The sequence below is a fragment of the Marinicauda algicola genome, from assembly GCF_017161425.1.
Classification (GTDB): domain Bacteria; phylum Pseudomonadota; class Alphaproteobacteria; order Caulobacterales; family Maricaulaceae; genus Marinicauda; species Marinicauda algicola.
The window spans coordinates 2,787,505-2,811,269 of sequence record NZ_CP071057.1 but is presented as its reverse complement, the minus strand read 5'-3'; the positions used below and the strand labels follow the sequence as shown (position 1 = coordinate 2,811,269).

At 66.6% G+C, this 23,765-nt stretch carries 29 protein-coding genes and 1 pseudogene; 8 read left to right on the top strand and 22 right to left on the bottom strand.

Going from position 1 to position 23,765, the window contains the following annotated elements:
• Position 1: 1 nt before the first annotated feature.
• The 9 genes from JW792_RS14020 to JW792_RS13980 all read right to left on the bottom strand — a co-directional run bounded on the left by JW792_RS14020 (position 2) and on the right by JW792_RS13980 (position 6,790).
• Positions 2–343, bottom strand: coding sequence for a DUF6511 domain-containing protein (locus JW792_RS14020; RefSeq protein WP_135995171.1), 342 nt, complete (start codon positions 341–343; stop codon positions 2–4).
• Positions 344–366: 23 nt separating this feature from the next.
• On the bottom strand, positions 367–600 hold the full coding sequence (locus JW792_RS14015) for a hypothetical protein (RefSeq protein WP_135995172.1): 234 nt from the start codon (positions 598–600) through the stop codon (positions 367–369).
• On the bottom strand, positions 597–1,325 hold the full coding sequence (locus JW792_RS14010) for a hypothetical protein (RefSeq protein ID WP_135995173.1): 729 nt from the start codon (positions 1,323–1,325) through the stop codon (positions 597–599). The genes JW792_RS14015 and JW792_RS14010 overlap by 4 nt, the downstream gene beginning before the upstream one ends.
• Positions 1,326–1,330: 5 nt before the next feature.
• Positions 1,331–2,179 (bottom strand): ATP-binding protein, encoded by an 849-nt coding sequence (locus JW792_RS14005; RefSeq protein ID WP_135995174.1) that lies wholly within the window; start codon positions 2,177–2,179, stop codon positions 1,331–1,333.
• Entirely contained in the window at positions 2,176–2,664 is a 489-nt protein-coding gene (locus JW792_RS14000) for a hypothetical protein (RefSeq protein WP_135995286.1), read from the bottom strand. Before JW792_RS14000 ends, JW792_RS14005 begins: the two co-directional genes overlap by 4 nt.
• Positions 2,665–2,708: 44 nt before the next feature.
• The gene (locus JW792_RS13995; protein ID WP_135995175.1) at positions 2,709–3,053 is read right to left on the bottom strand and encodes a hypothetical protein; all 345 of its coding nucleotides are present in this window, start codon (positions 3,051–3,053) and stop codon (positions 2,709–2,711) included.
• A gap of 24 nt (positions 3,054–3,077) precedes the next feature.
• The gene (locus tag JW792_RS13990; RefSeq protein ID WP_158291560.1) at positions 3,078–3,380 is read right to left on the bottom strand and encodes a hypothetical protein; all 303 of its coding nucleotides are present in this window, start codon (positions 3,378–3,380) and stop codon (positions 3,078–3,080) included.
• Positions 3,381–3,420: 40 nt separating this feature from the next.
• Positions 3,421–4,143, bottom strand: a complete 723-nt coding sequence (locus tag JW792_RS13985) for an RNA polymerase sigma factor (protein WP_135995177.1) — start codon at positions 4,141–4,143, stop codon at positions 3,421–3,423.
• A gap of 418 nt (positions 4,144–4,561) precedes the next feature.
• A complete protein-coding gene (locus JW792_RS13980) occupies positions 4,562–6,790 on the bottom strand; it encodes a hypothetical protein (protein ID WP_135995178.1) in 2,229 nt (742 codons plus the stop codon).
• 380 nt (positions 6,791–7,170) lie between these two features.
• Between JW792_RS13980 and JW792_RS13975 the strand changes: the two genes are divergently transcribed.
• The 4 genes from JW792_RS13975 to JW792_RS13960 are packed head-to-tail and all read left to right on the top strand — an operon-like array spanning position 7,171 to position 9,695.
• Positions 7,171–7,626 carry a DUF2924 domain-containing protein gene (locus JW792_RS13975; protein WP_135995180.1) on the top strand — a complete coding sequence of 152 codons (456 nt, stop codon included), beginning with the start codon at positions 7,171–7,173 and terminating at the stop codon, positions 7,624–7,626.
• Positions 7,623–8,948: a recombinase family protein gene (locus JW792_RS13970; protein ID WP_135995181.1), complete on the top strand. Its 1,326-nt coding sequence runs from the start codon at positions 7,623–7,625 to the stop codon at positions 8,946–8,948. The genes JW792_RS13975 and JW792_RS13970 overlap by 4 nt, the downstream gene beginning before the upstream one ends.
• Positions 8,945–9,346 carry a hypothetical protein gene (locus JW792_RS13965; protein ID WP_135995182.1) on the top strand — a complete coding sequence of 134 codons (402 nt, stop codon included), beginning with the start codon at positions 8,945–8,947 and terminating at the stop codon, positions 9,344–9,346. Before JW792_RS13970 ends, JW792_RS13965 begins: the two co-directional genes overlap by 4 nt.
• A gap of 37 nt (positions 9,347–9,383) precedes the next feature.
• Positions 9,384–9,695 (top strand): hypothetical protein, encoded by a 312-nt coding sequence (locus JW792_RS13960; protein ID WP_135995183.1) that lies wholly within the window; start codon positions 9,384–9,386, stop codon positions 9,693–9,695.
• Here JW792_RS13960 and pdxY read toward each other — a convergent pair.
• The 8 genes from pdxY to JW792_RS13920 all read right to left on the bottom strand — a co-directional run bounded on the left by pdxY (position 9,658) and on the right by JW792_RS13920 (position 14,722).
• Positions 9,658–10,527 (bottom strand): pyridoxal kinase, encoded by an 870-nt coding sequence (gene pdxY / locus JW792_RS13955; RefSeq protein ID WP_135995184.1) that lies wholly within the window; start codon positions 10,525–10,527, stop codon positions 9,658–9,660. The genes JW792_RS13960 and pdxY overlap by 38 nt on opposite strands.
• Positions 10,524–11,300 (bottom strand): YggS family pyridoxal phosphate-dependent enzyme, encoded by a 777-nt coding sequence (locus JW792_RS13950; RefSeq protein ID WP_135995185.1) that lies wholly within the window; start codon positions 11,298–11,300, stop codon positions 10,524–10,526. Before JW792_RS13950 ends, pdxY begins: the two co-directional genes overlap by 4 nt.
• Positions 11,301–11,304: 4 nt before the next feature.
• Positions 11,305–12,006, bottom strand: coding sequence for a glutamine amidotransferase (locus JW792_RS13945; RefSeq protein ID WP_135995186.1), 702 nt, complete (start codon positions 12,004–12,006; stop codon positions 11,305–11,307).
• Entirely contained in the window at positions 12,003–12,590 is a 588-nt protein-coding gene (locus JW792_RS13940; protein ID WP_206340815.1) for a redoxin domain-containing protein, read from the bottom strand. Before JW792_RS13940 ends, JW792_RS13945 begins: the two co-directional genes overlap by 4 nt.
• A complete protein-coding gene (locus JW792_RS13935; RefSeq protein WP_135995187.1) occupies positions 12,583–13,326 on the bottom strand; it encodes a hypothetical protein in 744 nt (247 codons plus the stop codon). Before JW792_RS13935 ends, JW792_RS13940 begins: the two co-directional genes overlap by 8 nt.
• Before the next feature lie 5 nt (positions 13,327–13,331).
• Positions 13,332–13,568: a thioredoxin family protein gene (locus tag JW792_RS13930; RefSeq protein ID WP_135995188.1), complete on the bottom strand. Its 237-nt coding sequence runs from the start codon at positions 13,566–13,568 to the stop codon at positions 13,332–13,334.
• 43 nt (positions 13,569–13,611) lie between these two features.
• On the bottom strand, positions 13,612–14,280 hold the full coding sequence (locus JW792_RS13925) for a MarR family winged helix-turn-helix transcriptional regulator (RefSeq protein ID WP_135995189.1): 669 nt from the start codon (positions 14,278–14,280) through the stop codon (positions 13,612–13,614).
• A gap of 175 nt (positions 14,281–14,455) precedes the next feature.
• On the bottom strand, positions 14,456–14,722 hold the full coding sequence (locus JW792_RS13920) for a DNA -binding domain-containing protein (protein WP_158291561.1): 267 nt from the start codon (positions 14,720–14,722) through the stop codon (positions 14,456–14,458).
• A gap of 24 nt (positions 14,723–14,746) precedes the next feature.
• On the opposite strand from JW792_RS13920, the pseudogene JW792_RS13915 reads away from it, so the two are divergent.
• A pseudogene (locus JW792_RS13915) lies at positions 14,747–15,010 on the top strand (hypothetical protein); the annotation flags it as partial.
• A 389-nt stretch (positions 15,011–15,399) separates the two neighbouring features.
• On the opposite strand, the gene JW792_RS13910 reads toward JW792_RS13915, so the two are convergent.
• From JW792_RS13910 to JW792_RS13890, 5 genes are all read right to left on the bottom strand, one after another.
• Entirely contained in the window at positions 15,400–16,344 is a 945-nt protein-coding gene (locus JW792_RS13910) for a zinc metalloprotease HtpX (protein ID WP_135995191.1), read from the bottom strand.
• On the bottom strand, positions 16,341–16,772 hold the full coding sequence (locus tag JW792_RS13905) for a phosphate-starvation-inducible PsiE family protein (RefSeq protein WP_277419629.1): 432 nt from the start codon (positions 16,770–16,772) through the stop codon (positions 16,341–16,343). The genes JW792_RS13910 and JW792_RS13905 overlap by 4 nt, the downstream gene beginning before the upstream one ends.
• A gap of 163 nt (positions 16,773–16,935) precedes the next feature.
• Complete coding sequence (locus JW792_RS13900) at positions 16,936–17,427, bottom strand: Hsp20/alpha crystallin family protein (RefSeq protein ID WP_086466662.1); 492 nt, start codon at positions 17,425–17,427, stop codon at positions 16,936–16,938.
• 20 nt (positions 17,428–17,447) lie between these two features.
• Complete coding sequence (locus JW792_RS13895) at positions 17,448–17,846, bottom strand: Hsp20/alpha crystallin family protein (protein ID WP_135995193.1); 399 nt, start codon at positions 17,844–17,846, stop codon at positions 17,448–17,450.
• A gap of 14 nt (positions 17,847–17,860) precedes the next feature.
• Positions 17,861–18,286, bottom strand: a complete 426-nt coding sequence (locus tag JW792_RS13890) for an Hsp20/alpha crystallin family protein (RefSeq protein WP_135995194.1) — start codon at positions 18,284–18,286, stop codon at positions 17,861–17,863.
• 203 nt (positions 18,287–18,489) lie between these two features.
• Between JW792_RS13890 and JW792_RS13885 the strand changes: the two genes are divergently transcribed.
• From JW792_RS13885 to JW792_RS13875, 3 genes are all read left to right on the top strand, one after another.
• Entirely contained in the window at positions 18,490–18,918 is a 429-nt protein-coding gene (locus tag JW792_RS13885; protein ID WP_028035859.1) for a MarR family winged helix-turn-helix transcriptional regulator, read from the top strand.
• 17 nt (positions 18,919–18,935) lie between these two features.
• Entirely contained in the window at positions 18,936–20,768 is a 1,833-nt protein-coding gene (ftsH, locus tag JW792_RS13880) for an ATP-dependent zinc metalloprotease FtsH (RefSeq protein ID WP_135995195.1), read from the top strand.
• A 64-nt stretch (positions 20,769–20,832) separates the two neighbouring features.
• Positions 20,833–23,742 (top strand): ATP-dependent Clp protease ATP-binding subunit, encoded by a 2,910-nt coding sequence (locus tag JW792_RS13875; RefSeq protein ID WP_135995196.1) that lies wholly within the window; start codon positions 20,833–20,835, stop codon positions 23,740–23,742.
• Positions 23,743–23,765: the final 23 nt, after the last annotated feature.

The window sequence follows — 23,765 nt, the reverse complement described above, 5'->3', positions numbered from 1 at the left end:
CTCAGAACGGCACGTCGCCGGCGTCGGACTGGCGCTGCATTGACGCCTGAAATCCGTCGACGCAGGCCTCGATCAGGCGGTCGATGTCCTCGGCCGGCCGGTCGAAGAAGGGCTCCATCAGCCCCATCTCCGTCAGCGCCTCGGCCAGCTCGCGGCGCGCCTCGCGGATCGCGCGGGTTTCCATTTCGGTCTTGTCGATCATGCCGTGGTTCCTCTTGGCGTTGGCCGAGCCCGCCGTGAGGCAGGCCATCGAGCAGAAGCGGTGATGGGGATGGCGGTCCCAGCGCAGGCCGTGGCAGTAGCCGAAGCCCTGGGCCTCCCGGCCGCAGAGCGCGCAGGGCACGCGGCGGCCGAGTTCGGCGCGGGTCAGCCCATCAGCAGGAGGTCGAGCGCGTTTCGCTCCTCCTCGTCCGGCGCGGCGGTTCGGCGCTCGGAGGCCAGCACGATGAACCGGCTTATGGCGTTCGAGGCCATGCATTCCAGATCGCGCCGGGTGAGGCTGGCGATGGGGCGGTCGAGCCACCCCCGCGCCTCGAGCCAGCGCCCCATCGCAAGGGCCGCCTCCGTGGTGACATGCGCCTGCCATTCGTCCGGGCTCACGGGTTGAGCCAGGCCGGACCGCCCGTGGCCTTCGGCGCGGCGGGCTCGGCGGCAGGCTGGCTGGCGGGCTGGGTGGCCGGCGACGACCACGCGGGCGCGGCCGGTGCCGCGGCGGCCTGCGGCTGGCCCCATGCCGGCGTCGCGGGCTGTACGGGCGCAGCGGCCGGCCGGGGCTTGTTCGACGGCTGCGCCGGGACCGTCTCGCCGGCCATCACCTTCTGCCACTCGGGCGCGGTGGGCAGCACGACATGGTCGAGCTTGTTGGCGTCCTTGTAGGCGGGGTTGCGGTTCGGCTCGATCTGGATCTTCGCGACGAAGGTGATCCCGTCGAGATCGGCGAGCCCGCGCAGCACGCGCTTGGCCTTCGCCGCCTCGCTCATGTCCTCCGGGTTCAGGCCGAGCGCGCTGTCGATCATGGCCCGGAACTGGCTCTTGGAGATCTTCCAGCCGATCGACTGGCCCTGTTCGTCAAGCTTGCCGCCCTGCACGGTGAAGTTCTGCCAGAACTTGCGCCGGGCATGCGGCCCCTCGGCCACCGTGAACTCGGCGTCGAGCATCAGCACGTCGCTGCCGGGCTGGTTCGAGGGCTTCAGGAGCCCGCGATCCACCTCGCTCGCCCCGTCCGTGCCGCCCTTGCGGATGGACATGGTCACCTTGGCGAAGGTGCCGTCGGGGATCAGGTCGCCGGACTGCTGCGGCGCCACGTCGTTCATGTCGAAGGTCATCTCGTTCATCCTTTCGGTGCGTGGTTGATCTTGGAGAGGAGCGCGCCGAGATCGGCCGGCTCGGTCAGGTCGAGGCGGCCGGAGCGGTCCTTCGCAGGCAGGCCCCAGGGATTGCCGGAGCGGCAGACGAGGCGGCGCGTCTCGCCCTTCTCGGGGTCGTGCCGCCAGGCGGTCGCGCCATCGGGGCCGGTCTCGGGGCTGAAGAGGCCGAGGGTCATCACCTGGTCGACGATGCCGGGCAGCTCGCGCGCGGCCTTGCCGCCCTCCATCTGCGGCTGCCAGATGGTCCGGTTCATCTCGTCGGTGATCCGCTCGAGGATGCCGACGAAGATCACTGTGCGGCCCGGCGCGTGCTGGAGGTGCTTGAGGAGCCCGATCACCTCGCGGGCGAGCAGCCCATAGGCGCCGCGGGTGTCAGGCCTGCCGGTCCGTTCCGACATCGCCTCGGGCCGGGTCTTGGCCCAGGCCATCGCCTGGCGCGTCAGGTCGGTGATGCTGTCGACGAACACGATGCGCTTGGCGTCGAGCCGCGCGGCGAGTTCCGGATGCTGTCCGCGCAGATGCGCGTGGTGCGCCTCCGAGAAATGCTCGTCGGGCTGCGCCGCCGGGTTCGCCCCGCCGATCAGGCAGGCGATGTCCACGGCGTCGGCGAAGCGACGGATCGGCAGGCTGTCGCCGCGCCAGTCCTGCACCGACTTCAGCCCCGCCTCGAGATCGAGGCAGACGGTCTCCTCGGCCGGCAGCGTCTTCAGGAGCGTTGTCTTGCCGGCGCCGCTCGGGCCGAACAGCGCCATGGTGGTCTTGCCCTGCGCCTCGCGCAGCCGCTCGTCCGCGGTGACGATCCGGAGGCTCATGCCGCGCCTCCCTGCGGCAGGAGCTCCACCTTCAGCGCGCCTGTGCGCACGGTCCGTGCGGGCTCGAACACCGCCCGGATATTGTCGGGCCAGGCGGCGTATTTGCGCTCCGGCACCTTGATGGCGATGTCGACATACTGCGCTGGGTCGTCGCCCGAGCGGCGGATGCGCTCGACGATCTCGCCAAGCCGCTCCTGGTCCCAATCCACCCTCTTCGGCAGATCGGCCACTACGGTGAAATCGCCGTCGTCGAAGCGGACCGTCCCGGTGTCCTTGCCCCGGGCCTGCCGCTCCTCGGCGGCGCGGGTGGCGTAGCGGACGGTCAGCGCGGCATCGAGCCGGGCCTTCGCCGCCTTGGCGCGCTTCAGCGCCTCCTCGGTCTCGCGCTGCAGGATGGCGAGCAGTTCCACAGGCAGCTGCGCGAGGTCGGCATCGGGGATGCCCGGCAGGTCGTCGGGCGTGGGGCTGTTGTTTGGCCAGGCCATGAACGGGTCTCCGTGATTGGCGAAGGGGGTCTGGATGGGAGAGCTCACGCCGCCTGCTCCTCGAGCAGCAGCGCCGACAACGAGGCGGCGGCGTGCTTGGGCTTCGGGCGCGCGACGGCGATGTAGGCGAAGCGGTCGGGGCCCACGCGCTCCTGCACGAGGTGGACGAGGCCCTGCTCGGCGGCCCAGAAGGCGCGCGCCCCGAGCCGCGCCAACTCCTCCCGCTCGCGGTCCGCCAGGCGCCCGAGCATCGGGAAGATGTCGAGCACGAGGAAACCGCGATGGTATTCGAGCCGGTCGCCGGGCGCGGCCTGCGCCACCCACGCGCAGAACTCGATCTCGCTCAGCGGGCGGCTGGCGCGGACGGTGATGAACGGGGTCTTGCCCATGAACATGATCTCCGCCGCCAACCGCTAGGCGGCCTGTCGGGAAATCGGCCCGACCGGGCGGGTGCGGAGACCGGCGAACGGGGCGGCGGCGACCGGCGCGGCCGGGTCATCGCCGTCATAGGCGGCGTAGACCGCAAGGAGCGGCGTGCCGTCCTGATGCGCGCCGGCGTCCTCGATCCGGTAGGCTTGGTGGTTCTTCAGAACCTCGGGCAGTTCCCAGCGCCGATAGAGGCCCGGGATCCTGACCATCTCGCCTGCGGGGACTGGGTGGCGTTCCTGCATGGTCCATCCTTGTTCGTGCTGTTCGGCGGCGTGCTTGCCGGTCACTGGGGAAAAGCCATCCGGCGCACCGGATCGGGACATCGGGTCAGACGATTTCCTGGAGGTGATCGCGGAGCCTGCGGGAGGCGCGCTGGTAGCGCTTGCGGGCGGCCGCTTCTGTGAGGCCCAGCTGGACCGCCGCTTCGGCCTGCGAGCAGCCCTCGACGGCGACGCGGTTGACGAGGTCCGCGTCGCCCCCGATCAGCGTGCGCATGTCGTCGACGAGCCGCGCGCGATGAAGGGCCCGGTCAGGCTCTCCCTGCGCCGCGGGGATCCCATCGGGATCGATCTCGGCGGCGACGCCCTCGAGTTCCGCTTCACGCTTTCGCGCCCGGAGGATGTCGCGCTCGAGGTTCCGCAGCACCGTGGCGGCGATCCAGGTGACGCGGTCGGGATCGAGGCTGCGAATGGCCTCGGTCGTCCGCGCAAGAATGTCGGAGACGATTTCATCGGCGGGCGCGATCCTGCGCGCCATTGCGCGACGCCGGATCGCGTCGAGCCCGGGCCAGAGGGCCAGCAGCAGCACCGTCGCGGCGCAATCGGACGCGCCATCGTCGTCCTGCGCCGCCGCGATCAGCGCCCTGAGGATCCGGTTCTTGCCGGCCGGGCTGTCGGGACCGCGGTGCAACGCTTCGAGAAGCGCCGCCCGGTCCGGAAACCGTGCGATGGATGCGTGCGCGCATCGGAGCGCGTCGAAGCTGCGCTGGAAGCCGAGAGTGGAAGAGGATTGCATGAGGTGGTCGCGGATTTCGTGCCACGCGAAGGACATCGGACGCCTGCCTTCCGGCCAGGCGTCCGGCGCCTTGTGGTGGCCAGGTCAGGACGTCGCGCGTCTCTGCTGTTTCAGGGGGGTGGGTGGATGCGCGCGTCAGCGCGCGGGTGCGGTCGCGTGGTTCAGCGTGCCGCAGCCTCGACAGGTGGCCTGAACCGGGAAGCCCACGAGATACTCGTGACCCCGCGCGAACCGCAGGTGCATGCGACCGTCGCGGCAGACGCCGAGCAGCTTGTCGCAGCGCGTGCAGCGCCAGTACGCGGTGGTGGGATTTGCGTTCGCGGCGCCGGATCGCCTCGTCGGGGCCGCCTGGCGCGATGGGAAGGGAGTCGGCATGGAAGTGCTCCTCTGAAGTGGAGCCCTTCCAGTAATCAGCCGCTTGTTAGACCGTCCCGCACGCCATGTTAGACCGTTGTTAGACGGCCGGTTCGGGCGACGCCCCGTCGATCACCAGCCGCCAGTAGCCGCGCTTCTCGCCCTTGGCGATGTAGACGTTCAGGATGCTCTCCCAGGTCTTCGGTCGGAATGCCTGCTGGGGACTGCGCGAACCGAGCCCGTCCATCAGATCCTTAACCTGCACGTCCGGGCTGCCCGTCTTGGAGGCTGCCACAAGACGCTCGAAGATCGTGATCTGGTCTGGGCCGGTAAGAGGCAGCGGATCCTTCCCCGGCACATGCAGCATCCCCGACTGCTTGCCGGAGCGGAGCACTTGCGGTGTCGCGCCGCCGCGTGCCAGCGCGAAGTTGCTGCGGAACGCCATCTCGAGCCCGTCGCGCGCGACCGCGAATTCCTCCTCGGCCGGCGCGATGTTCGACAGCAACGGCACCACGACGTTCGGCCCGAGATGGGAGGGCATGTCCTCGCTGGCCGACAGCACGATGCCGACGCCCGCCTGGTTGCGCGCGCGCATCGCCAGGTCCAGCCGTTCGACGGTCTTCAGGTCGTTCAGCCGCCGCGCGAAATACAGCGGCACCTCGGCGCCGCCGATCTCCATCGCGCCGAGCAGGGTCAGGTCCGGGTCGAGGATCTGTTGCAACCCGCGCCGCGTCAGCAGCGGTTTCAGCAGCCGCAGGATCGTCTCGTGGAGCCAGTCCGCGTTGATCGAATACTTGTCGAGATCGCCCGCGGGCACGTCACCGGCTTCCTCGCCGAAAGGCCCAACGGTCCGGACCATCCCTGGCTTCTCGGACGGTTTCACGGCTCCTTCGCCATCGATGTCGCCATCCTCGATCAGCACGACGTCCTGCCGGTCGCGCCGCTCGAGCAGCCCGCCTTCGATCAGCCGTTGAGCGTCGAGACCGAGCTCACGCAGGTACTGGCCCGTGACCTCGTCCTCGACGCGGTCGTGCAGCTTGATCAACTCGGCGAACATCGCTCGCAGGTCTGACGGGTCGATCTGACGGAAGGCGCTGAGGATGCCCCACTCCTGGAGCAGCATGAATCCGAGGCTGCGCTCTTCCGGATCCTTGTGGCTCTGGAGATTGCAGCTCTTCGTGCCCGAGATCGTGATGCTGAGCGTCCGCTCGGTCGCATCTCCGGTTCGGCTGTAGACCACCGCGATGCCGATCCGGCTGAAACGCTCGGCACGCCGGAACACGTTGCGCGCGCCGAGGTACTGGTCGGCGACCTCCTCGATGTCGTCGTCGATGGTGACCTTCAGCAGCAGCTTGCGCCGCCAATGGCCGAGGCGCACCTCCGCCTCCAGGACGCGGGCGTCGCTGATGTCGTAGCCCTCGATGGCAGGGCGTTCGAGCGCCAGCGAAGACCGGAAGCGCGTGAGGTTGTAGCGCTTCCAGGTGAGCGGCTTCCGGGAGATGTCGTGGTTGAGCGCGACCTCGGCGAAGGTGTCGCTGACCTGCTGGCGAACCAGCGGGCTGTCCGCGCAGACCTCGATCTGCCGCAGCGACGGTGTGTAGATCAATGTCGCCTCGTTCGGCGGGCGATAATAGATCGCCGCGCGCCGGCCGTCGTCGCGATGGTTGTAGACGCTGGAGAGCGGCCCGCCATGACGCACGATCAGCATGATCGACGCGGGGTGCGCGTCGGTCTTCGGCAGGTCGAGCGCGCGGACGGTGCAGGAGATCGCCGGCTTGAGCTCGAGGACCTCCTTGATCCGGATCTCGAGCGCCCGCTCGTCAACGGACGCCGCATCGAGCGGCGTCGCGGTTTCCAGATCGACCTCGAAGGCGTCATAGAGCTTGCGGTGGTCGCGAAACTGTCGGGCGAAGTGGAAGCTCTCCGCGTCCTCGAAGGTCTCGCGGGCATTGAGAAACGCCCAGATGCTCCTGCAGAGCGGGTCTGGCTGATCGTCGAATTCCTGCGCCCGTTCGTGATCCAGCTTCTGGACCACGATGGTTTCGAGCGACGTGACGCCCTTCCCGCTGGCGAGCGCGCGAATGCGGCGTGACCGGGTTTCGGTCGGGCGAAGTTCATCCGGGTCGAATTCGGAGAGGATCTCGATCAGCCGATCCCGAAATGCGTGGACGGCGTCCTCGTCCTCGCGATCGGGCATCTCCTCGGGCAGGTCGAATTCAGGCTCGCTGTCGTCGTCCCGAACGGCGAGCGCTGCACGCAGTAGATCGATCCGCGCATCTTCGATCAGACCGAGGGATTCGGGGCCCAAAGGAAGAGACTTGCGCGGCATGAACACACCTCAATCAACTGCTGCTCGGTAGGGATTCAACCGGAGAGGATCGCGGAGTCGCAGGCCACAGGCAAGCATTTTTGTTCCTTGTCTGTTCCAATAGCCGGTGTGGGTGTCCCATCGGGGCACCGAAGGTGGCTTTTCCTCTGTGACGACACCACAGACACCGGCCCCCTCGATATGAAGCGCCCCAATCCCCTGCCGCCCGACCGGATGACCGCAGCCGAACGCCGCACCGAGTTGTGCGGCCTTCTGGCGCTCGGTCTCGTCCGGCTTCGGCAGCGCGAGCGGGGTGAACCTTCTGACGGTACTGGAGAAATTCGCCTACACTCTCCGGCCGACCGATGCCGTCATGCAACTCCAACTCAACGGAGAACCGCATGACCGAGCACGACCCCATCCCCGCGCGCCTGGCCGCGCTGAAGACGGCGACGACGCCCGACCTGAAGGCGCAGTGGCGCGACCTGTTCGACAGCGAGCCGCCGCCGTTCAACCGGCGCTATCTCGAAAGCCGCCTGGCCTACCGCATCCAGGAACTGGCCTATGGCGGGCTGAAGCCGGAGACGATCCGGCGGCTGGAACGGCTCGGCGAGGAACTGGACGGCGGCGACAAGAGGAAGCGTGGCATCCGCGCCGACCGCGACCGCCCGATCACCGGCACGCGCCTCCTGCGCGAATGGCAGGGCGTCGAACAGATCGTAACCGTCACCGCCGACGGGTTCGAATGGCAGGGGCGGCCCTACACGTCGCTGTCCGCCATCGCGCGGGCGATCACCGGGACGCGCTGGAACGGCTGGGTGTTCTTCGGGCTCAAGAACCACAGGGGGCGGACATGACGAAACCGCCCGAGAAATCGAAGGTCGTCCGCAAGCTGCGCTGCGCCATCTACACACGCAAATCCTCCGAGGAAGGGCTGGAGCAGGAGTTCAATTCGCTCCACGCCCAACGCGAGGCCTGCGAGGCTTACATCGCCAGTCAGCGATCCGAGGGCTGGGTGCTCGTCCGCGATCAGTACGACGATGGAGGCATCTCGGGCGGCACCCTGGAACGCCCCGGATTGAAGCGGCTTCTGGAGGACATCGAGGACGGGCTGGTCGACGTGGTGGTGGTCTACAAGATCGACCGTCTCAGCCGCTCGCTCGCCGACTTCGCCAAGCTGGTCGAGGTGTTCGACCGCAACGGCGTGACCTTCGTCTCGGTCACGCAGTCGTTCAACACGACCACGTCCATGGGCCGGCTGACGCTGAACATCCTGCTCTCGTTCGCCCAGTTCGAGCGCGAGGTGACGGCCGAGCGCATCCGCGACAAGGTCGCGGCCTCTCGGCGCAAGGGCATGTGGATGGGCGGGGTGCCGCCCTACGGCTACCGGGTCGAGAACCGGAAGCTGATCATCGACGACGAATCTGCGGACCATGTCCGCTGGATCTTCGCCCGCTTCCTCGAAATCGGCTCGGGAACGGAGCTGGCGCGCGACGTGGCGAAGCGCGGCATCCGCACGCCGCGCGGCAACCGGATCGACAAGAAGTACCTCTACCGGATGCTGAACAACCGCGCCTACATCGGCGAGGCGGTGCACAAGGGCGAGAGCTACCCGGGCGAGCACGACGCCATCATCGACCGCGAGACTTGGGACCGCGTCCACGCCATCCTGCAGGAGAGCCCGCGCAAGCGCGCGGCCCGCACCCGCGCCGACACGCCCGCGCTGCTGAAGGGGCTGTTGTACGGACCCGACGGCGCGGCGTTCTCGCCGACCCACACCCGAAAGGGCGACAAGCTCTACCGCTACTACGTCAGCCAGACCGTGCTGAAGCATGGCGCCGGGTCGTGTCCGGTCGGCCGCGTGCCTGCGGGCGAGATCGAGGGCGCCGTGATCGACCAGCTGCGTGCCGTCTTCCGCCAGCCCGAAGTCGTCGCGCGGACGTGGAAGGCGGCACGCGCCCATGCCGACGATATCACCGAGGCCGATGCGCGCACGGCCCTGCAGCGGCTCGATCCGCTGTGGGACGAACTCTTCCCCGCCGAGCAGGCGCGAATCGTGACGCTGCTGGTCGAGCGCGTCGACATCGGCACGGATGGACTGAACGTGCGCCTGCGCGTCGACGGGCTGGGCGGTCTAGCCCGCGAGATCCTGGCTGGCGGCATCGAGGCCGCCGCATGAACCGCAGCACGCCGATCCCGGAGACTGTGACGCTCCACGTCCCGTTCCGCGTCGTGAAGCGCGGTGGGCGAAAGGAGATGCAGATGCCCGAAGGCGCCACGCAATCGCAGCGGACTGACAACACGCTGGTCAAGGCGCTGGCGCGCGCCTTCCGCTGGAAGCGCATGCTGGAGTCGGGCGAGTATGCTTCGATTTCTGAGCTGGCTGAGCGAGAGAACATCAGCTTCACCTACATGGCGCGGCTTCTGCGCCTGTCGCTGCTGGCCCCGGAAATCGTGGATGCCATCATGGAGGGGCGGCAGCCCGCGACCGTCACGCTCGCGAACCTGATGGAACCGCTCCCTCTCGATTGGAAAGAACAGCGAGCGCTCTGGCTGATGGAGCAGGCGCAGGACTGAATCGGGCGTGCAAATGGGCAACGCAGGCGATAGGGTAATGGAAAACAAGCCCTTTTCGTGGGTGTCCGTCCTAGCCATGTCCGACAGTCTGACCGACCTGATCCTTTCCCTGACCCCCGAAGACGGCTCCTCCATCGGCAACGGCGCGATGATGGCGCTGGTGCGTGAGCCCATGCTGGCACTCTTCGAGAGCGACCACTTCGCCGCGCGCTACCCCTTGGTGGCTGACGGCCTGCTTGCCAATAGCCGTGAGCGGGGACCGCTTTCCGAGCTCTGGGCGCGGCGAAATCGTCACCCCCGCGCGGTGGGGCTCACGTGGCTGAGGCGCGATCGATCGTGTTGCCGGTAAACGTCGCCGCGAAGCGCACAGGCCCCTCCGCCGGGCGCGGCGCGAAGCCTCCGGGATCGAGTTCGCGAGCGCCTGTCCGGTACGCGGTTTCCATCAGATCGAACACGATCTTGACGCCGCGCTCGAGCGCGCCGGGCGTGTCGGCGCCGTGCAGCAAAGCATGCAGGAACGCCGCCGAGAACACGTCGCCCGTGCCGGTCGGGCGCAGAGCGAGCTTCGGCGTGCGCACCCGCCAGCGCTCCTTGCCGTCGCCGCCGAGCGTCGTGACGAAGCCGTCGCCGGGATCGATCCCGGTGATCGCGGCGATGCGGGCGTGAGACGTCAGCAGGCGTTCGAGAACCGCGTGAGGATCGCCGTCCGGCAGGCCGGTCAGGCGCCGCGCCTCGAACAGGTTCGGCGTCAGGATATCCGCGCGCGGCACGAGGTCCGCAGCGATCGCGGCGGCCACCGCTTCATTGACATAAAGACCGGTATCGGTGTCGCCCATGACTGGATCGCAATGGACGAGGACATGGCCGTGGGCCGTCCGGACGCGGTCGATGAACCGCGCAGCGGCCGCAGCGGCCCCGGGGCTTGCGATATAGCCCGTGAGGATGGCGCCGATCGCGGTCGGCGCGATGCGGTCGAGCAGCCGGTCCAGAAGCGCCTCGACGAGCGCGGGATCGAGCGGTCCGCCGGCGATGGTCGGATAGTGCGGCGTGTTCGACAGGAGCGTGGTGGGGACGGCGTGGACGGTCGCTCCGAGACGCTGCAGGAGCGGCACGGCCGCACTGTTGCCCGCGCAGCCGAAGACGAGTTGCGACTGGATCGACACGATCGTGGCCCCGCTCATGGCGCGCCGCCCGGCCAGTAATAGCTGTCGGGCAGCGGGCGCGCCCCGAAGATCGCCTGGCCAACCCTCACCACGGTCGCGCCTTCCTCGATGGCGAGCTCGTAATCGCCCGACATGCCCATGGAGAGGTCACCGAGCGCGACGCCGTCGGGCGTTTCCTGGCGTAGCCGGTCGCGCAGCTCCCGCATCAGCCGGAAGCAGGCGCGAACGCGCAAAGCATCAGCGGAGAACAGGGCGAGCGTCATCAGCCCGCGGACCTTGAGCGCGGAGAAAGCCGGGAGTTCGCGCAGGAAGGCGGCCGCGCCCTCAGGCGCGAGGCCGTATTTGGAGGCCTCGCCCGAGCTGTTGATCTGCACGAAGACATCCAGCGATCGGCCCTCAATCTGCAGGCGGCGGTCGAGGGCTTCAGCCAGTTTGAGGCTGTCGAGCGCCTGGAACTCGGCGGCGAAGCGGGCGACATATTTCGCCTTGTTGGTCTGCAGATGGCCGATCACCGACCAAGCGATGGGAAGATCGGCCATCGCCTCGGCCTTTTCGCGCGCCTCCTGCACCTTGTTCTCGCCGAACTCGGAGAGCCCCGCAGCATGCGCCATGCGGATGCGGGCCTCCTCCACCGTCTTGGAGACCGGCAGCAGACGCACCTCCGCCGGGTCGCGCCCGGCGCGCGCGCAGGCAGCGACGATGCGTGCCCGCACCGCGGCGAGATTGCGCGCAATGTCCTCGGCGCTGCGCGCCTGAGGGAAGCCGCCATGGCTGACCGGCGTCGCGCTCATCGCCTCAGACCTCGAGCCCGCCGAGCCAGGCGGAGAGCACCGCCTGCGCCTTGCGTTCGAGCTCTGGGCCGTATGTCTGGGCCTCGCTGCGCAGGCGCGGCACGTCGATCCGCGCGGCGGCGCGTTCGGCCGCATGGCCGACGAGCCATTTCTCGAAGCCCTTCGCGGACGCCTCGGGGTGGAACTGGAAGCCGATGATGTTCGGCCCCATCGCGAAGGCCTGGTTCTCGCACAGATCGGTGGAGGCGAGCCGTTCGGCGCCGGCCGGCAGGTCGAACGTGTCGCCGTGCCAGTGCAGCGTGATGGGCGCCTCCGCAAAGGGCGCGAGGCAGGAGGACCGTCCCGACTCCGTCAGAGCGATGGGGGCGAAACCGATCTCCTTCGCGCCGCTCGGGAACACCCGCGCGCCCGCCGCGCGGGCGATGAGCTGCGCGCCCAGACAGATGCCAAGCGTCGGCCGGTTGACGGCGAGGCGCTGTTCGAGGATGGTGATCTCCTCGGCGATGAAGGGATAGGCCTCGTCCTCATAGGCGCCGATCGGGCCGCCGAGCACGATCAGGAGGTCGGTCTTGACCGGCTCCAGCGTCCAGAGCTCCTGCTCGCCGATGTCCCAGTAATGGACCTGATAACCGGCCGCGCGGAGCCCGGGCGCGAAGGCACCGAGATCTTCGAACCCGACATGACGGATGGCGATTGCGGACTTCATGCGGGGCTGTCTCCTTGGGGTATCGGAACTGTACAGCCGTGTTCGTCGCAGGCCGGAGCGGCGGAAGCGGCGGCAGTCTCCAGCGCGGCCGCTCCGTCCTCCCGCTCGGCAATAAGCGCCATGATCTCGGCGCCGAGGCGCAAATCTGGGACATGCCCGAAATGCTGCGCGCGGCGTCGTCCCTGCCGGTCGATCAGCACGAGGGTGGGCGTGCCCTGCAGGCCGTAGGCGGCCATGGTGCGCGGAAGGCCGCGATCCTCGCCCGGCGCGTCGACCGCGACGGGAAAGCCGATGCGGTATTCGTGGAGGAAGGCTTCGAGCGCGACCGGCGTCTGGGCGTCGTGATGTTCGAACACGCTGTGCAGGCCGATCACCGCGACGTCCGTATCGGGGAAGGTCGCGCGCACGCGCTGCGCCTGCGGCAGGCCGTGGCTGACGCAGCCCGGGCACAGCATCTGGAAGGCCTCGATCAGCACGACGCGGCCGCGCAGCTCGTCAAGGCTGAGCGGCTCGGCGGCGTTGAGCCACCGAGCTACATGAAGCGCGGGGGCGGGCCTGAGACTTACCGTCATCGCCTCACTCATTCACCCTTCCAGGCAGGCTCAGATCGCCGGAGGCGACGTCGAAGACGTCGGTGACGCAGAGCAGCGGCGCATGGGCGCTCTCGTTGACGCGCAGGCCGGCGGTCACGCCGTCATGGGACGCAGCTTCGACGACCGCGATGTCGTCGAACGGCACGCGCACCTCGACGGATTCGGCGTCGATGAGCGGGTCCCAGCCCGGACTGTCGAGAAGGATCGGCAGGCCGGGCCAGGTCTTCGGCAGCCGCGGGCTGGCGCCCTCGGGGATGTCGATCACCTTGAGCGCGCCGGGGCCGCAGGCCTCGTCCGGCCCGAGCACCACCCAGTGGCTGTGCCAGATATCGCCGTCATTGGCAGGATCGCTGTCGCCATTCTCGTCGAAAAGCGGCGTGTCGTCGAAATCGGGATGGGCCGTGACCGCAAGGGCGAGGATGCCCGCCGCGCGTTCGAACCCGACCTCGGAAGGGTCGATGCTCGTCGGCCAGACGTAGGAAAAGACCTCGCTGCCCGCGAGTTGTCCCGATGGCGCCGGCTTGCTCTCGCCCGCGCGGCCGGAGACGGCGATGTGGAAGACCGCGGCATTGCCCTCGGTCGTGATCCGGGCGTGGACGATGTCGAACGGCGCCGCGACGGCGTCCGAGGCGGCGGCTGCGATGCCGCCGTCGTGGTCATGCGCCTGCGCCAGGGCAGGCGCGGTCAGGGTGGCGGCGAGCGCCGCAATCGCTGTGGCGGTCCTCATGGCGATCACCGCAACGCCGCGAGGTCGGCGCCGTGATTGATGTGCAGCGCCGCGCCGTCGACGACAAGGGCGGGCACGGATCTGACGCCCGCGGCCTCGGCTTCGTCGATCCGGCCCGGCGCGTCGCCCAGATGGACGATCTCCAGGTCGATGCGGCTGCGGTCGATGATCTCGGTGATCCTGTCCTCGGCGGCGACGCAGACCGGACAACCGGCGTGGTAAAAGATGGCTTTCCGTGTCATGGTGGAAGTGTCTCCTGTCCTGGTTGAGAGGAGGGTTCAGACATCAGGATGCCTCGCCCGTTGCCGCGGGCGGGGCGTCCGCTTGTCCGGCCGGCGCGCCGAGAAAGCTCTGCCACAGGGCGTCGGCATCCGACGTGTCGGCCGGTTCATGTTCGTCGCAATCGAGGCGCAGGCTGGCCTCCCCGAAAGCGGCGTCCACGAAGGCGCAATGATGGGGGGCAGCCGGATCGCCATGGACGTTCGGCCGGAAGAAGCGGCAGGTCGCGCACATCCGCTGGACGGGGATGGCGCCCCGGACCTGCAACTCGCGGATCATCTTGGTGAGGGCCTTGAGGAATATGGCCCGCTCGTCCGCACCGAGCGTGTCGATGGCGCCGAGCAGGGCGTCCGGCCAGACAGCGGTTTCCGCCGCCGCGCGCCGTCCGCTGGCGGTGGCATGAAGCAGCGATGCCCGCGCATCGTCCGGATCGGGATGTCTGGCGACATGGCCCTTGCGGATGAGCGCGCCGGCCGCGTCGCTGGCCGTCGGCTGCGTGACGCCGAGCGCCTCGGCAAGAGCGGTCACGCGCGCCGGGCCGCGCCGGGTCAGATGGGCGAGGATCTGCGCCTGGGTCGGGGACAGGTCGGCGGCGTCTGCCTGCCGCCAGTTCTCCGAGCGCAGGAACAGTCCGATCTTCGCCAGGCCGGTCGCGATATGCGTGTGTGTCGTCATGTGCTCCACCTTCCAGAGCACATATACATAGGACTCCTATAGATTCGCAAGCGGCATTTTCTGCCCGCGCATCGCCGCCGTGGCGCGAACCGTGGAAGATCGCCATAACCGCGATCGATGATGCTCTGCCCCGAGGACGACAGGCGTGCGATCCGGGCCATGAGCGAGCCCGTCTTCAAGGGATCCGCGTCGAGACGGCGCCCCCGAAAAAGACCGCGGCCGCCTCGCGATAGCTCGCGTCGGCACGTCTGGCGCCCACGCATCCGAGGGCGCGCTTGAGTCGATCGCGGCGCTGTCGAGAGAGAGGCGGGTCGGCCGTCGGGTCGATCAGCGCCCGGCGCAGACCTTCGGGGGCGGCGAGACGGATCGGCCGATCGTCTTCGGGCGGCAGGAGACTGCCCAAAGGCTTCCGGTCGCGCTCATCGACGGCGCCGGCGAGCAAGGGTCCATCTCCAGGACCTTCTAGATCGAATACATGCGAGCGGGCTCCCGGCGGCGATACGTCCCGGATTTCCTGGTCCGCCTTGCTGGCGGCACGATCTTCGCGCCCGAGATCAAGGGCACCGACAGTCCTCAGAACAAGGCGAAGCGGGACGCGCTGAACGAATGGGTGAAGGCGATCAACGCAGCAGGCGGTTTCGGGCGCTGGACTTGGGATGTCGCGTTCAAGCCGGGCGAGGTGCAGGACATCATCAGGAAGCACGCTGCCGTCGCCGAGCCTGCAGAATAGAGTTCGTGTTCCGGCCAAAGCGCGACCGAGTTGTTCGATCCCGGTTCCATTTCGATAGCGCCACTGGCATCGAAGTGTTCAGGTCAGCCTTCAATTTTTCCCCTGAATTTCCGAGGTTTGCAGGCTCTGCACCGAAATCGAGCAGTCGAGAGGTCCGGAGAATATCGACCCCGAGAGACCGCTTCCGGGCCACCTGGCAGCACGGCCAGTGCTCAGCCCTTCCCGCATAACCCTCGAAAACAACGGAAAAATCCGGCCGCAGCCGGATCGGGAGAACGCTTTCGCTAGGGCAAGTGGCGGAGGGGATGGGCCTGATATCCAACCTTCTCTGGAAGACCTGCCTTCTGACAGGTCGCCGTTCTCCTGGGCGATCCAGCTTCCCTGCAGGCCTACCAGTAGAGCCCAAGGCGATGGAACCGAGGCGGTGTCCCTCCCAGCGGTATCCTTGCGGTCGGGTAGCCGACAAGGGCGGGGATCGGGGTCGTGCGACCCGTGACCAGGTCCCGGAGGCGGCGGATTCGGCTTTCGGTCGGGGGATGCGTCCTGAGCAACGAGGGCTCCGGAATGCGGCGGCCGGGCAGAAGGATCTCCTCCCAGAACCGACCGACCCGGCGTTCGAGCTTGACGAGCGCGCGCACGAGCCCCTCCGGATCGCCGGTCAGCTCTGCGGCGGCGCGGTCGGCGTCGTACTCGCGCGTCCGCGAAAGGCCGAGTTGGACCAGCGCCATGAGGGTGGGCGCGAAGACAAGGAGAATCACGACATGCCAAGGCACATGGACCATGCCTGCCAGGACCAGAGGCAGGTTGAGGAGCAGAAGCAACTGTCCGAGCCAGCTTGCCAGCGAGACGAGGCGCGACATCATGTCGGCGAGGCTCATGATCCACAGGTCGCGGTTGGCGATATGCCCGATCTCATGCGCCAGAACCCCGGCGAGTTCTCGGCCGTCGAGCAGGTCGAGCAGCCCGTCGGTGACGCAGATGGCGCTGTCCTCGGGGCTGCCCAGGGCGAAGGCGTTCGGCAGCCGGCTCGGCACGCGATAAAGCGCCGGCGCGCGCTGCAGCCCGGCCCTGCGGGCGAGTTCGGCCAGGGCCGCGACGAGACCGGGGGCATCACGACCGGTGAGCCGCTGCGCCTGATAGGCCGAGAGGAGCAGCCGGCGTGGCAGCGCGGGCGCAAACAGGAGACCCCCGACCATCGCGAGCGCCATGAGGAGACCGGTCTCGGGTCCGACGATCGCTGTCACCGCGATCCAGGCGATCGCGGCCATGAGCCCGAGCAGCAGCGCCGATTGCGCGAAATTGAGCAGGCGGTGGCTGGCGGAGGCCGCGGTCATCGCGTCTCGTGGCCTCCGAGTTCGCGCCGGTCCTGATCGCGCACCAGCCAGTGGACAGCGCCGAGCGCAAGCGCCGCGCCCGCGAGTGCGGCAATCTTGGATGATTCCGTCTCGCCGAGGTCCAGGATGATGAATTTGCGCGCGATGGCGAGGAGCGCGATCAGCACGATCGTGCGGACCTGGAGGATCCCGAAGCTGCGTTCGGTCGCAACAAGAAGGGAGCGCTTGAACTCGAGCGCGATCACCACGGTGAAGATCATGCCGAACACCACCTGGAAGGTGGCGTAATCGAGAGTGTCGAATGCCCCCAGAACCAAGCGGTTCACGACTTCGCGCATCAGCGCCCAGACCGACGCCACGACGATCGCCGCAATGATGACGCTGAGGACGAAGATGACAACTTGCTCGAACTTCTCGTAGAGCGTCATCGCCGACCATTGTTCACGGGTCAGCCCGGATCGTTGCAAGTCTTTCATGATTGCCCCTCGAAAGCCGCCCCGGAGAGACAAGCTCCCCGGGGCTTCGCCAGACGGTGCGATATCGCACGGAGCGGAGGGGACGCCGCAAACCGGCGACACCCAATGTGGCAAATCAGCCGTTCTTGACCTCGATGCGCTTGACCTTGGCCTGCGCCTCGGGAGTCTGAGGCAGCTTGATCGTCAGAACCCCGTTCTTGAAGGATGCTTGCGCCTTTTCGCCATCCACACCGGGCGGGAGCGGAATTGTCCGGTAGATCGCGCCGTAGCTGCGCTCGGAGAGGTAGTATCCCTTTTTCTCCTCCTGGCGCTCGATCTTCTTCTCCCCCTTCACAGTCAACATGTCATCGTTGACCGTCACCTCGATGTCCTTCATCTCCATGCCCGGCAGCTCGATCGACACTTCGATCGCCTTGTCGGTCTCGACCACGTCGGATTTCGCCTCGCCGCTGCCAAAGGGCCATTCGAAATGACCGACCCGGTTCCAGAAGTTCTCGAACACATGGTTCATTTCGCGCTGGAGCGTCGCGATCGGGTTGTCTTCGCTGCTCTTGGCGTCTGGCGCGCCGTCCTTGCGCGCCCAGGGGATCAGGTCCTTGATCTGCATGATGGTGTCTCCTTCGGTTTTCAGGCGCCCTTGACGGCGATCCTTTTTGGCTGCGCTTCAGGGGCTCGGGGGAGCGTCAGGGTGAGGACGCCTCCGCGCATCTCGGCCTCGATCCTGTCGGGGTCGAAATCCTCGGAAAGCGTGAAGGCCCTCTCGAAATCACCCTCGCCATATTCGGCATGGGCAAGTTCGAGGTTTTCCGGCCGCATCGGCTCAACCTTGCCGCGGATCGTCAGCACGCGGTTTTCAAGCGTGATCTCGACGTCATCCGATCCGACGCCCGGCATTTCCAGCATCATGGAGACGCCCTGATCGGTTTCGACGATATCGGTCAGCGGGCGGTAGATGCGGCCGCCACCGATGGTCTCGGGCGTGTCGGTCGGCGTCCTTTCGGTGGCTTGCGTGATGTCGGTGCTCATCGTTCCAGCTCCTCTCAGGCTGCCTTGATCTCGATTTTCTTTGGCTTTTCTGCCTCGGGCCGGGAGATGACGATCCGCAATACGCCGTTCGTCATCCTCGCCTCGACCTTGTCATCCGAGGCCGCGAATGGCAGGCGGATAGCGCGGGAAAACTTGCCATAACCGCGTTCGTTGCGGTGCCAGCGCGCACCTTCGGGAACCTCGGGCGCCTTGCGTTCGCCCGACAGCGTCAGGACGTTGTCCTTGACCGAAATCTCAATGTCGCCCGGTTCGATGCCGGGAAGTTCAGCGGTGACTCCAACGGCCTCAGGGCCTTGCCAGACATTCACCGCCGGGAACGCCGCGCGGGACGACGGCCAGAAACCGCGGTCGAGATCGCGCATCATGGAGCGCATCAGCGCAAAGGGATCGCTGCGGCGCAGATATGTCGGGTAGGGCATTGCTGGCCTCCTGTTGCTGATCGATGCCCCCGAACCGTCGGCATGGACGGACCGGGCAACGGTGCCGGCCGGATGTGGGTTCGGAGACCGCCTATCAAGATAGGCGGTTCCAATTATTATGCAAGCATATATGATGCTTTCATTGCACTTTGGGTGGACCGCAGTCTATCCTGATTTCTCATACAGACGGAGGAAAGATACCCTTGATCACTTCTGATCTTGCCCTGATCGGGACGACGATCCACCGGGTCGCGCAGCTCATCCAGCAGCGGATCGACAACGAGATCGGCGACAGCGGCCTGACCCGCCTGTCCTGGATGGCGGCGGCACATGTCGAGGATTCGCCCGGGCTGACCATCGGCGATCTGGCCGGGCGGCTGGAGGTAGGCCGGGCCACTGCGGGCCAGCTCGTCGATCGCATGGTACAGGGCGGTTGGGTAGAGCGGTGGGCGTCACCCGACGACCGACGGGCGCAGATCGTCACGGCAACGCCAAAGGCCAGGGCGATGCTGGAGGAACTCGCGCCGCGGCAATCGGCACTCGAAGATGAAATCCTGCAGGATCTGTCGGCGGACGAAAGGCGCATTCTGCTGGCGCTGCTCGAGCGGATCAGGGCGCGGCTCGGGCGCTAGGGAAAAGGAAAAGCGGTATGGAAAAGAAGACCGAATACAACATCTGGTACTGGGTGGTGGCTTTCATAGCCGTGCTTTTCATCCAGAACCTGATCGCTGGCTGGCAATCCGTCGCTCCCATTAGCTACAGCCAGTTCGAGAAGTATCTCGCTGACGGGAAAATTTCTTCTGTCGCGGTCGGGTCAGACACTATCACAGGCACCTTCGCCGAACCCGTCGACGGCAAGAAGCAGTTCGTGACGACCGTAGTGAATCCCGCAATCCTGCAGCGGATCGACCGCTCCGGCGTCGAGATCACGGGCGTTCCTCAGAACACTTTTCTCGGCACGCTGATTTCCTGGGTGGCGCCAGCGCTTGTCTTCTTCGGAATCTGGATGCTGCTGTTCCGCAAGTTCGCCGACAAGCAGGGTTTCGGCGGGTTCATGCAGGTCGGCCGCAGCAAGGCCAAAGTTTACATGGAAAAGGAAACCGGCGTCAGTTTCGCTGACGTGGCCGGCGTGGACGAGGCCAAGGCCGAGTTGGAGGAGGTCGTGGAGTTCCTCAAGAACCCGGCCGAATACGGAAAGCTGGGCGCACATATCCCCAAAGGCATATTGCTCGTTGGGCCGCCGGGCACCGGCAAGACGCTTCTCGCGCGCGCGGTGGCGGGTGAGGCGGGCGTGACCTTCTTTTCGATCTCGGGATCAGAGTTCGTCGAGTTGTTCGTGGGCGTCGGTGCCGCACGGGTGCGCGACCTGTTCGAGCAGGCCCGGAAATCCGCCCCGGCGATCATCTTCATCGACGAACTCGACGCTCTTGGGAGGGCGCGCTCCTCCGGCCAGATCGCCGGTGGCCATGATGAGCGTGAGCAGACGCTGAACCAGCTTCTGACCGAGCTCGACGGCTTCGACCCTTCGGTGGGCATCGTGCTCCTGGCCGCCACCAACCGGCCCGAGATCCTCGACCCCGCGCTTCTCCGCGCGGGCCGCTTCGACCGGCAGGTGTTGGTGGATCGGCCCGACAAGAAGGGACGCGTGCAGATTCTTGGCGTTCACATGAAAAAGGTGAAGCTCGCCCCGGACGTCGATGCCGATAAGGTCGCAGCGCTTACTCCCGGCTTTTCCGGAGCGGATCTTGCCAATCTCGTCAACGAGGCAGCATTGCTCGCCACGCGCCGCAAGGCAGATGCGGTGACGATGGACGACTTCAACAATGCCGTGGAACGCATCATCGCCGGGTTGGAAAAGAAGAACCGCGTTCTGAACCCGCGCGAACGCGAGATCGTGGCGCATCACGAGATGGGGCACGCGCTGGTGGCGATGGTTCTGCCGGGGGTGGATCCGGTGCACAAGGTCTCGATCATCCCGCGCGGGATTGGCGCGCTCGGCTACACGATCCAGCGCCCGACCGAGGACCGCTTCCTGATGACGCGGGAGGAACTCGAGAACAAGATCGCCGTGCTGCTCGGCGGGCGCGCGGCCGAGAAGATCATCTACGACCACCTCTCGACCGGGGCGGCGGACGATCTGGTCAAGGCCACCGATATCGCCCGCGCCATGGTCGCACGGTACGGGATGGACGAAGACCTCGGGCATGTCAGCTACGACACCGATCGGCCCGGCTTTCTCGGCACCGGCGACCAGTCGTCCTGGCTGAACCGCCGCTACAGCGACGCCACTGCTGAGCGGATGGACGCGAAGGTGCGCGACATCGTGGATGGCGTGTTCAAGCGCACCCTCACCCTTCTTGAAAGCAATCGGGATCTTCTTGAGCAATCGGCGCAGGATCTCCTGCAACGAGAGACACTGGACGAGCCCGATCTGGTGGCAATTGGGTCCAAGGTGAAAAGAACGGAAGCGGTCGCTGCGTGACACTGTCACTGGCGCAGATGATCGGCGGACAACCCTGACTGGATAAAGAAAACGGAGAAGAGAAATGGCAAACGGAGCTTGCGATATTTGCGGTCGCCCGGCGACGGCGCGCGTGCGCGCCTCGGTGAACGGCAGAATTCAGAACATGGAGCTTTGCGACCAGCATTACCGCGAGATGGTGCGCCGGTCGGGCCGCAGCGCGTCGCCGTTGGAAGCGCTGTTCGGACGGCATTCCCTTTTTGACGAATTCTTTGGCGATAGTGGTTTCGGCAGCCTCTTTGGTGACAGCCCGTTGCGGGGCGGCACGCTCGGCGCCATGGGTGACGGCGATGACGATGTCGTCGAGGCCACTTTCGGCGAGGGCGCGCCACGACGCGGATCGCGGCGCGGCGGCGGCGGGCGCAATATCGCCGATCGACTGAGCGAACAGGGCAACAAACTGTTGCAGGATGCCGCACAGAAGGCAGGAGAGTTCGGACGCAGCGAGGTCGATACCGAACATCTGCTTCTGGCACTGACCTCGTCCGACATCGTCAAGACGATCCTGGAACAGTTCAAGGTCGATGTGGACGATCTGCGGCGCCAGATCGAGAAGGAAGCGAAGCGTGGAGAGGCCAAGACGGAGGGCGAAATCGGCGTCAGTCCTCGCCTGAAGGACGCGCTGAACCGGGCCTTCATCGCCTCGAACGAACTCGGCCATTCCTATGTCGGTCCCGAGCACCTGCTGATCGGCCTTGCCGAGGAAGGTGAAGGCCTGGCCGCGTCGATCCTGCGCAAATACGGATTGACGCCGCAGGCGCTTCGCCAGCAGGTGACCAAGGTCGTGGGCAAGGGAGCCGAGGAAGGCCGCGTGGAGGCGCCTTCCAGCACGCCCGATCTCGACCAGTTCAGCCGTGACCTGACCAAGCTCGCCCGCGAGGGCAAGCTCGATCCCGTCATCGGCCGCGCCCGCGAGATCGAGACGACGATCGAAGTGCTGGCCCGCCGGAAAAAGAACAACCCGGTGCTGATCGGCGAGCCTGGCGTGGGCAAGACTGCCATCGTCGAGGGACTTGCACAACGGATCGTCGCGGGGGAAGTGCCAGAGGCGCTGCGCGACAAGCGGCTGATCGAACTCAACATCAACTCGATGGTGGCCGGGTCGAAGTATCGGGGCGAGTTCGAGGAGCGGGTGCAGAAGATCCTCAAGGAGATCACCGAGGAGAAGGACAGTCTGATCCTGTTCATCGACGAGATCCATACCATCGTCGGCGCCGGTCAGGGCGGTGGCGAAGGCGGTCTAGATATCGCCAACACCTTCAAGCCGGCGCTGGCGCGGGGCGAGCTGAACCTGATCGGCGCGACAACGCTCAACGAGTACCAGAAATACATCGAGAAGGACGCAGCACTCGAACGCCGCTTCCAGCCGGTCTATGTCGAGGAGCCCACGGTAGCTCAGGTCATCATGATCCTGCGCGGTCTGCGCGACACGCTGGAGGCGCACCACAAGGTGACGATCACCGACGAGGCCATCGTCGCGGCGGCCGAGCTTTCGGACCGCTACATCACTGGCCGCTTCATGCCTGACAAGGCGATCGACCTGATCGACCAGGCCGCCGCACGGGTGAAGATCAGCGCCACAGCGCGCCCCGTGGACGTCCAGGAGCTGGAGGCCGAGGTCGCGCAGATCAAGCGCGAGCAGGACTATGCCGCCGCCCGCAAGCAATTCGACCGAGCAGCGGAACTGAAGAAGGAACTGGAGCAGAAGCAGAAGGAGCTGGACGAGCTTCTGGAAATCTGGAAGCGCGACCAGGCTTCGGCGACCGCCGAGGTGCGCGCCGATCACGTCGCGCAGATCGTCTCCAAGATCACCGGCGTTCCGGTCACGGAGCTGACCACCGAGGAGAAGGACAAGCTCCTCAAGCTCGAGGAGAAGCTGCACGAGCGCGTCATCGGCCAGGAAGAAGCGATCCGCGCCGTGGCCGATGCGGTGCGCCTGGCGCGTGCGGGTCTGCGCGAAGGTTCCGGTCCGACTGCGACCTTCCTGTTTCTCGGGCCAACCGGGGTTGGCAAGACGGAACTGGCCAAGACGCTCGCCGAGGTGATCTTCGGCGACCAGGATGCGATGATCCGTATCGACATGTCGGAGTATGGCGAGCGCCACTCGGTTGCCCGGCTGGTTGGCGCACCTCCGGGCTACGTCGGATACGACGAAGGCGGGCAGCTGACGGAGAAGGTGCGCCGTCGGCCCTACTCGGTCGTGCTCCTCGACGAGATCGAAAAGGCGCATCCGGATGTCTACAACATCCTGCTTCAGGTGTTCGACGATGGCCGCCTGACAGATGGCAAGGGCCGCGTGGTGGACTTCACTAACACCATCATCATCGCCACCTCGAACCTCGGTTCGGACATCATCCAGCGCAACCTCAAGAGACGCGGCACCAAGGAGTTCGACGAGGCAAAGCAGAAGTCCGAACTGATGGAGGTGTTGCGCGGTCATTTCCGGCCAGAGTTCATCAACCGGATCGACGAGATCATCGTCTTCCATTCGCTGAACCAGTCGGAGATCCGCCAGATCGTCGAGTTGCAGCTGAACCGGGTGAAACGGACCGCCCTCGGCCAGGGCGTCGAACTCGAATTCGACGTGAGCGTCGTGGATCACTTCGGCGCGGTCGGCTTCCGCCCCGAATTCGGCGCCCGCGAGCTGCGCCGGCTGATCCGGTCGGAGCTGGAGACCGAGTTGGCCCGCGAAATGCTTTCCGGGCGGATCGAGGATGGTGACAAGGTCCGCGTCGCTTGGTCAGCGGACGAACAGAAGGTCGTGTTCGAAAAGATCGCAAAGGACACGGGTGACGACAGCCCGGACGATCAGGCCGAGGGCGGGATCGACGAGTCCAGCGCAGTTGCCGAAAACAAGGCGGACGCTCCGACGCCCGATGTCCCAGTCGACGCCAAGGATAAGGAGCAGTCCAAGGACGATAAGTCTACCGGGTGACGTCGTGAAGGACTGGCCGGCGC

Coding starts and splice junctions, on each gene's coding strand:
- JW792_RS13985 (WP_135995177.1), bottom strand. CDS start 4,143: ATGTCCTTCGCGTGGCACGAAATCCGCGACCACCTCATGCAATCCTCT.
- JW792_RS14000 (WP_135995286.1), bottom strand. CDS start 2,664: ATGGCCTGGCCAAACAACAGCCCCACGCCCGACGACCTGCCGGGCATC.
- JW792_RS13895 (WP_135995193.1), bottom strand. CDS start 17,846: ATGAGCACCGACATCACGCAAGCCACCGAAAGGACGCCGACCGACACG.
- JW792_RS13930 (WP_135995188.1), bottom strand. CDS start 13,568: ATGACACGGAAAGCCATCTTTTACCACGCCGGTTGTCCGGTCTGCGTC.
- JW792_RS13945 (WP_135995186.1), bottom strand. CDS start 12,006: ATGAAGTCCGCAATCGCCATCCGTCATGTCGGGTTCGAAGATCTCGGT.
- JW792_RS13970 (WP_135995181.1), top strand. CDS start 7,623: ATGACGAAACCGCCCGAGAAATCGAAGGTCGTCCGCAAGCTGCGCTGC.
- JW792_RS13995 (WP_135995175.1), bottom strand. CDS start 3,053: ATGGGCAAGACCCCGTTCATCACCGTCCGCGCCAGCCGCCCGCTGAGC.
- JW792_RS14005 (WP_135995174.1), bottom strand. CDS start 2,179: ATGAGCCTCCGGATCGTCACCGCGGACGAGCGGCTGCGCGAGGCGCAG.
- ftsH (WP_135995195.1), top strand. CDS start 18,936: ATGGAAAAGAAGACCGAATACAACATCTGGTACTGGGTGGTGGCTTTC.
- JW792_RS13890 (WP_135995194.1), bottom strand. CDS start 18,286: ATGCCCTACCCGACATATCTGCGCCGCAGCGATCCCTTTGCGCTGATG.
- JW792_RS13965 (WP_135995182.1), top strand. CDS start 8,945: ATGAACCGCAGCACGCCGATCCCGGAGACTGTGACGCTCCACGTCCCG.
- JW792_RS13940 (WP_206340815.1), bottom strand. CDS start 12,590: ATGAGTGAGGCGATGACGGTAAGTCTCAGGCCCGCCCCCGCGCTTCAT.
- JW792_RS13900 (WP_086466662.1), bottom strand. CDS start 17,427: ATGCAGATCAAGGACCTGATCCCCTGGGCGCGCAAGGACGGCGCGCCA.
- JW792_RS13935 (WP_135995187.1), bottom strand. CDS start 13,326: ATGAGGACCGCCACAGCGATTGCGGCGCTCGCCGCCACCCTGACCGCG.
- JW792_RS13950 (WP_135995185.1), bottom strand. CDS start 11,300: ATGAGCGCGACGCCGGTCAGCCATGGCGGCTTCCCTCAGGCGCGCAGC.
- JW792_RS13905 (WP_277419629.1), bottom strand. CDS start 16,772: ATGACGCTCTACGAGAAGTTCGAGCAAGTTGTCATCTTCGTCCTCAGC.
- JW792_RS13960 (WP_135995183.1), top strand. CDS start 9,384: ATGGAAAACAAGCCCTTTTCGTGGGTGTCCGTCCTAGCCATGTCCGAC.
- pdxY (WP_135995184.1), bottom strand. CDS start 10,527: ATGAGCGGGGCCACGATCGTGTCGATCCAGTCGCAACTCGTCTTCGGC.
- JW792_RS13925 (WP_135995189.1), bottom strand. CDS start 14,280: ATGACGACACACACGCATATCGCGACCGGCCTGGCGAAGATCGGACTG.
- JW792_RS13980 (WP_135995178.1), bottom strand. CDS start 6,790: ATGCCGCGCAAGTCTCTTCCTTTGGGCCCCGAATCCCTCGGTCTGATC.
- JW792_RS13875 (WP_135995196.1), top strand. CDS start 20,833: ATGGCAAACGGAGCTTGCGATATTTGCGGTCGCCCGGCGACGGCGCGC.
- JW792_RS14010 (WP_135995173.1), bottom strand. CDS start 1,325: ATGACCTTCGACATGAACGACGTGGCGCCGCAGCAGTCCGGCGACCTG.
- JW792_RS13975 (WP_135995180.1), top strand. CDS start 7,171: ATGACCGAGCACGACCCCATCCCCGCGCGCCTGGCCGCGCTGAAGACG.
- JW792_RS13910 (WP_135995191.1), bottom strand. CDS start 16,344: ATGACCGCGGCCTCCGCCAGCCACCGCCTGCTCAATTTCGCGCAATCG.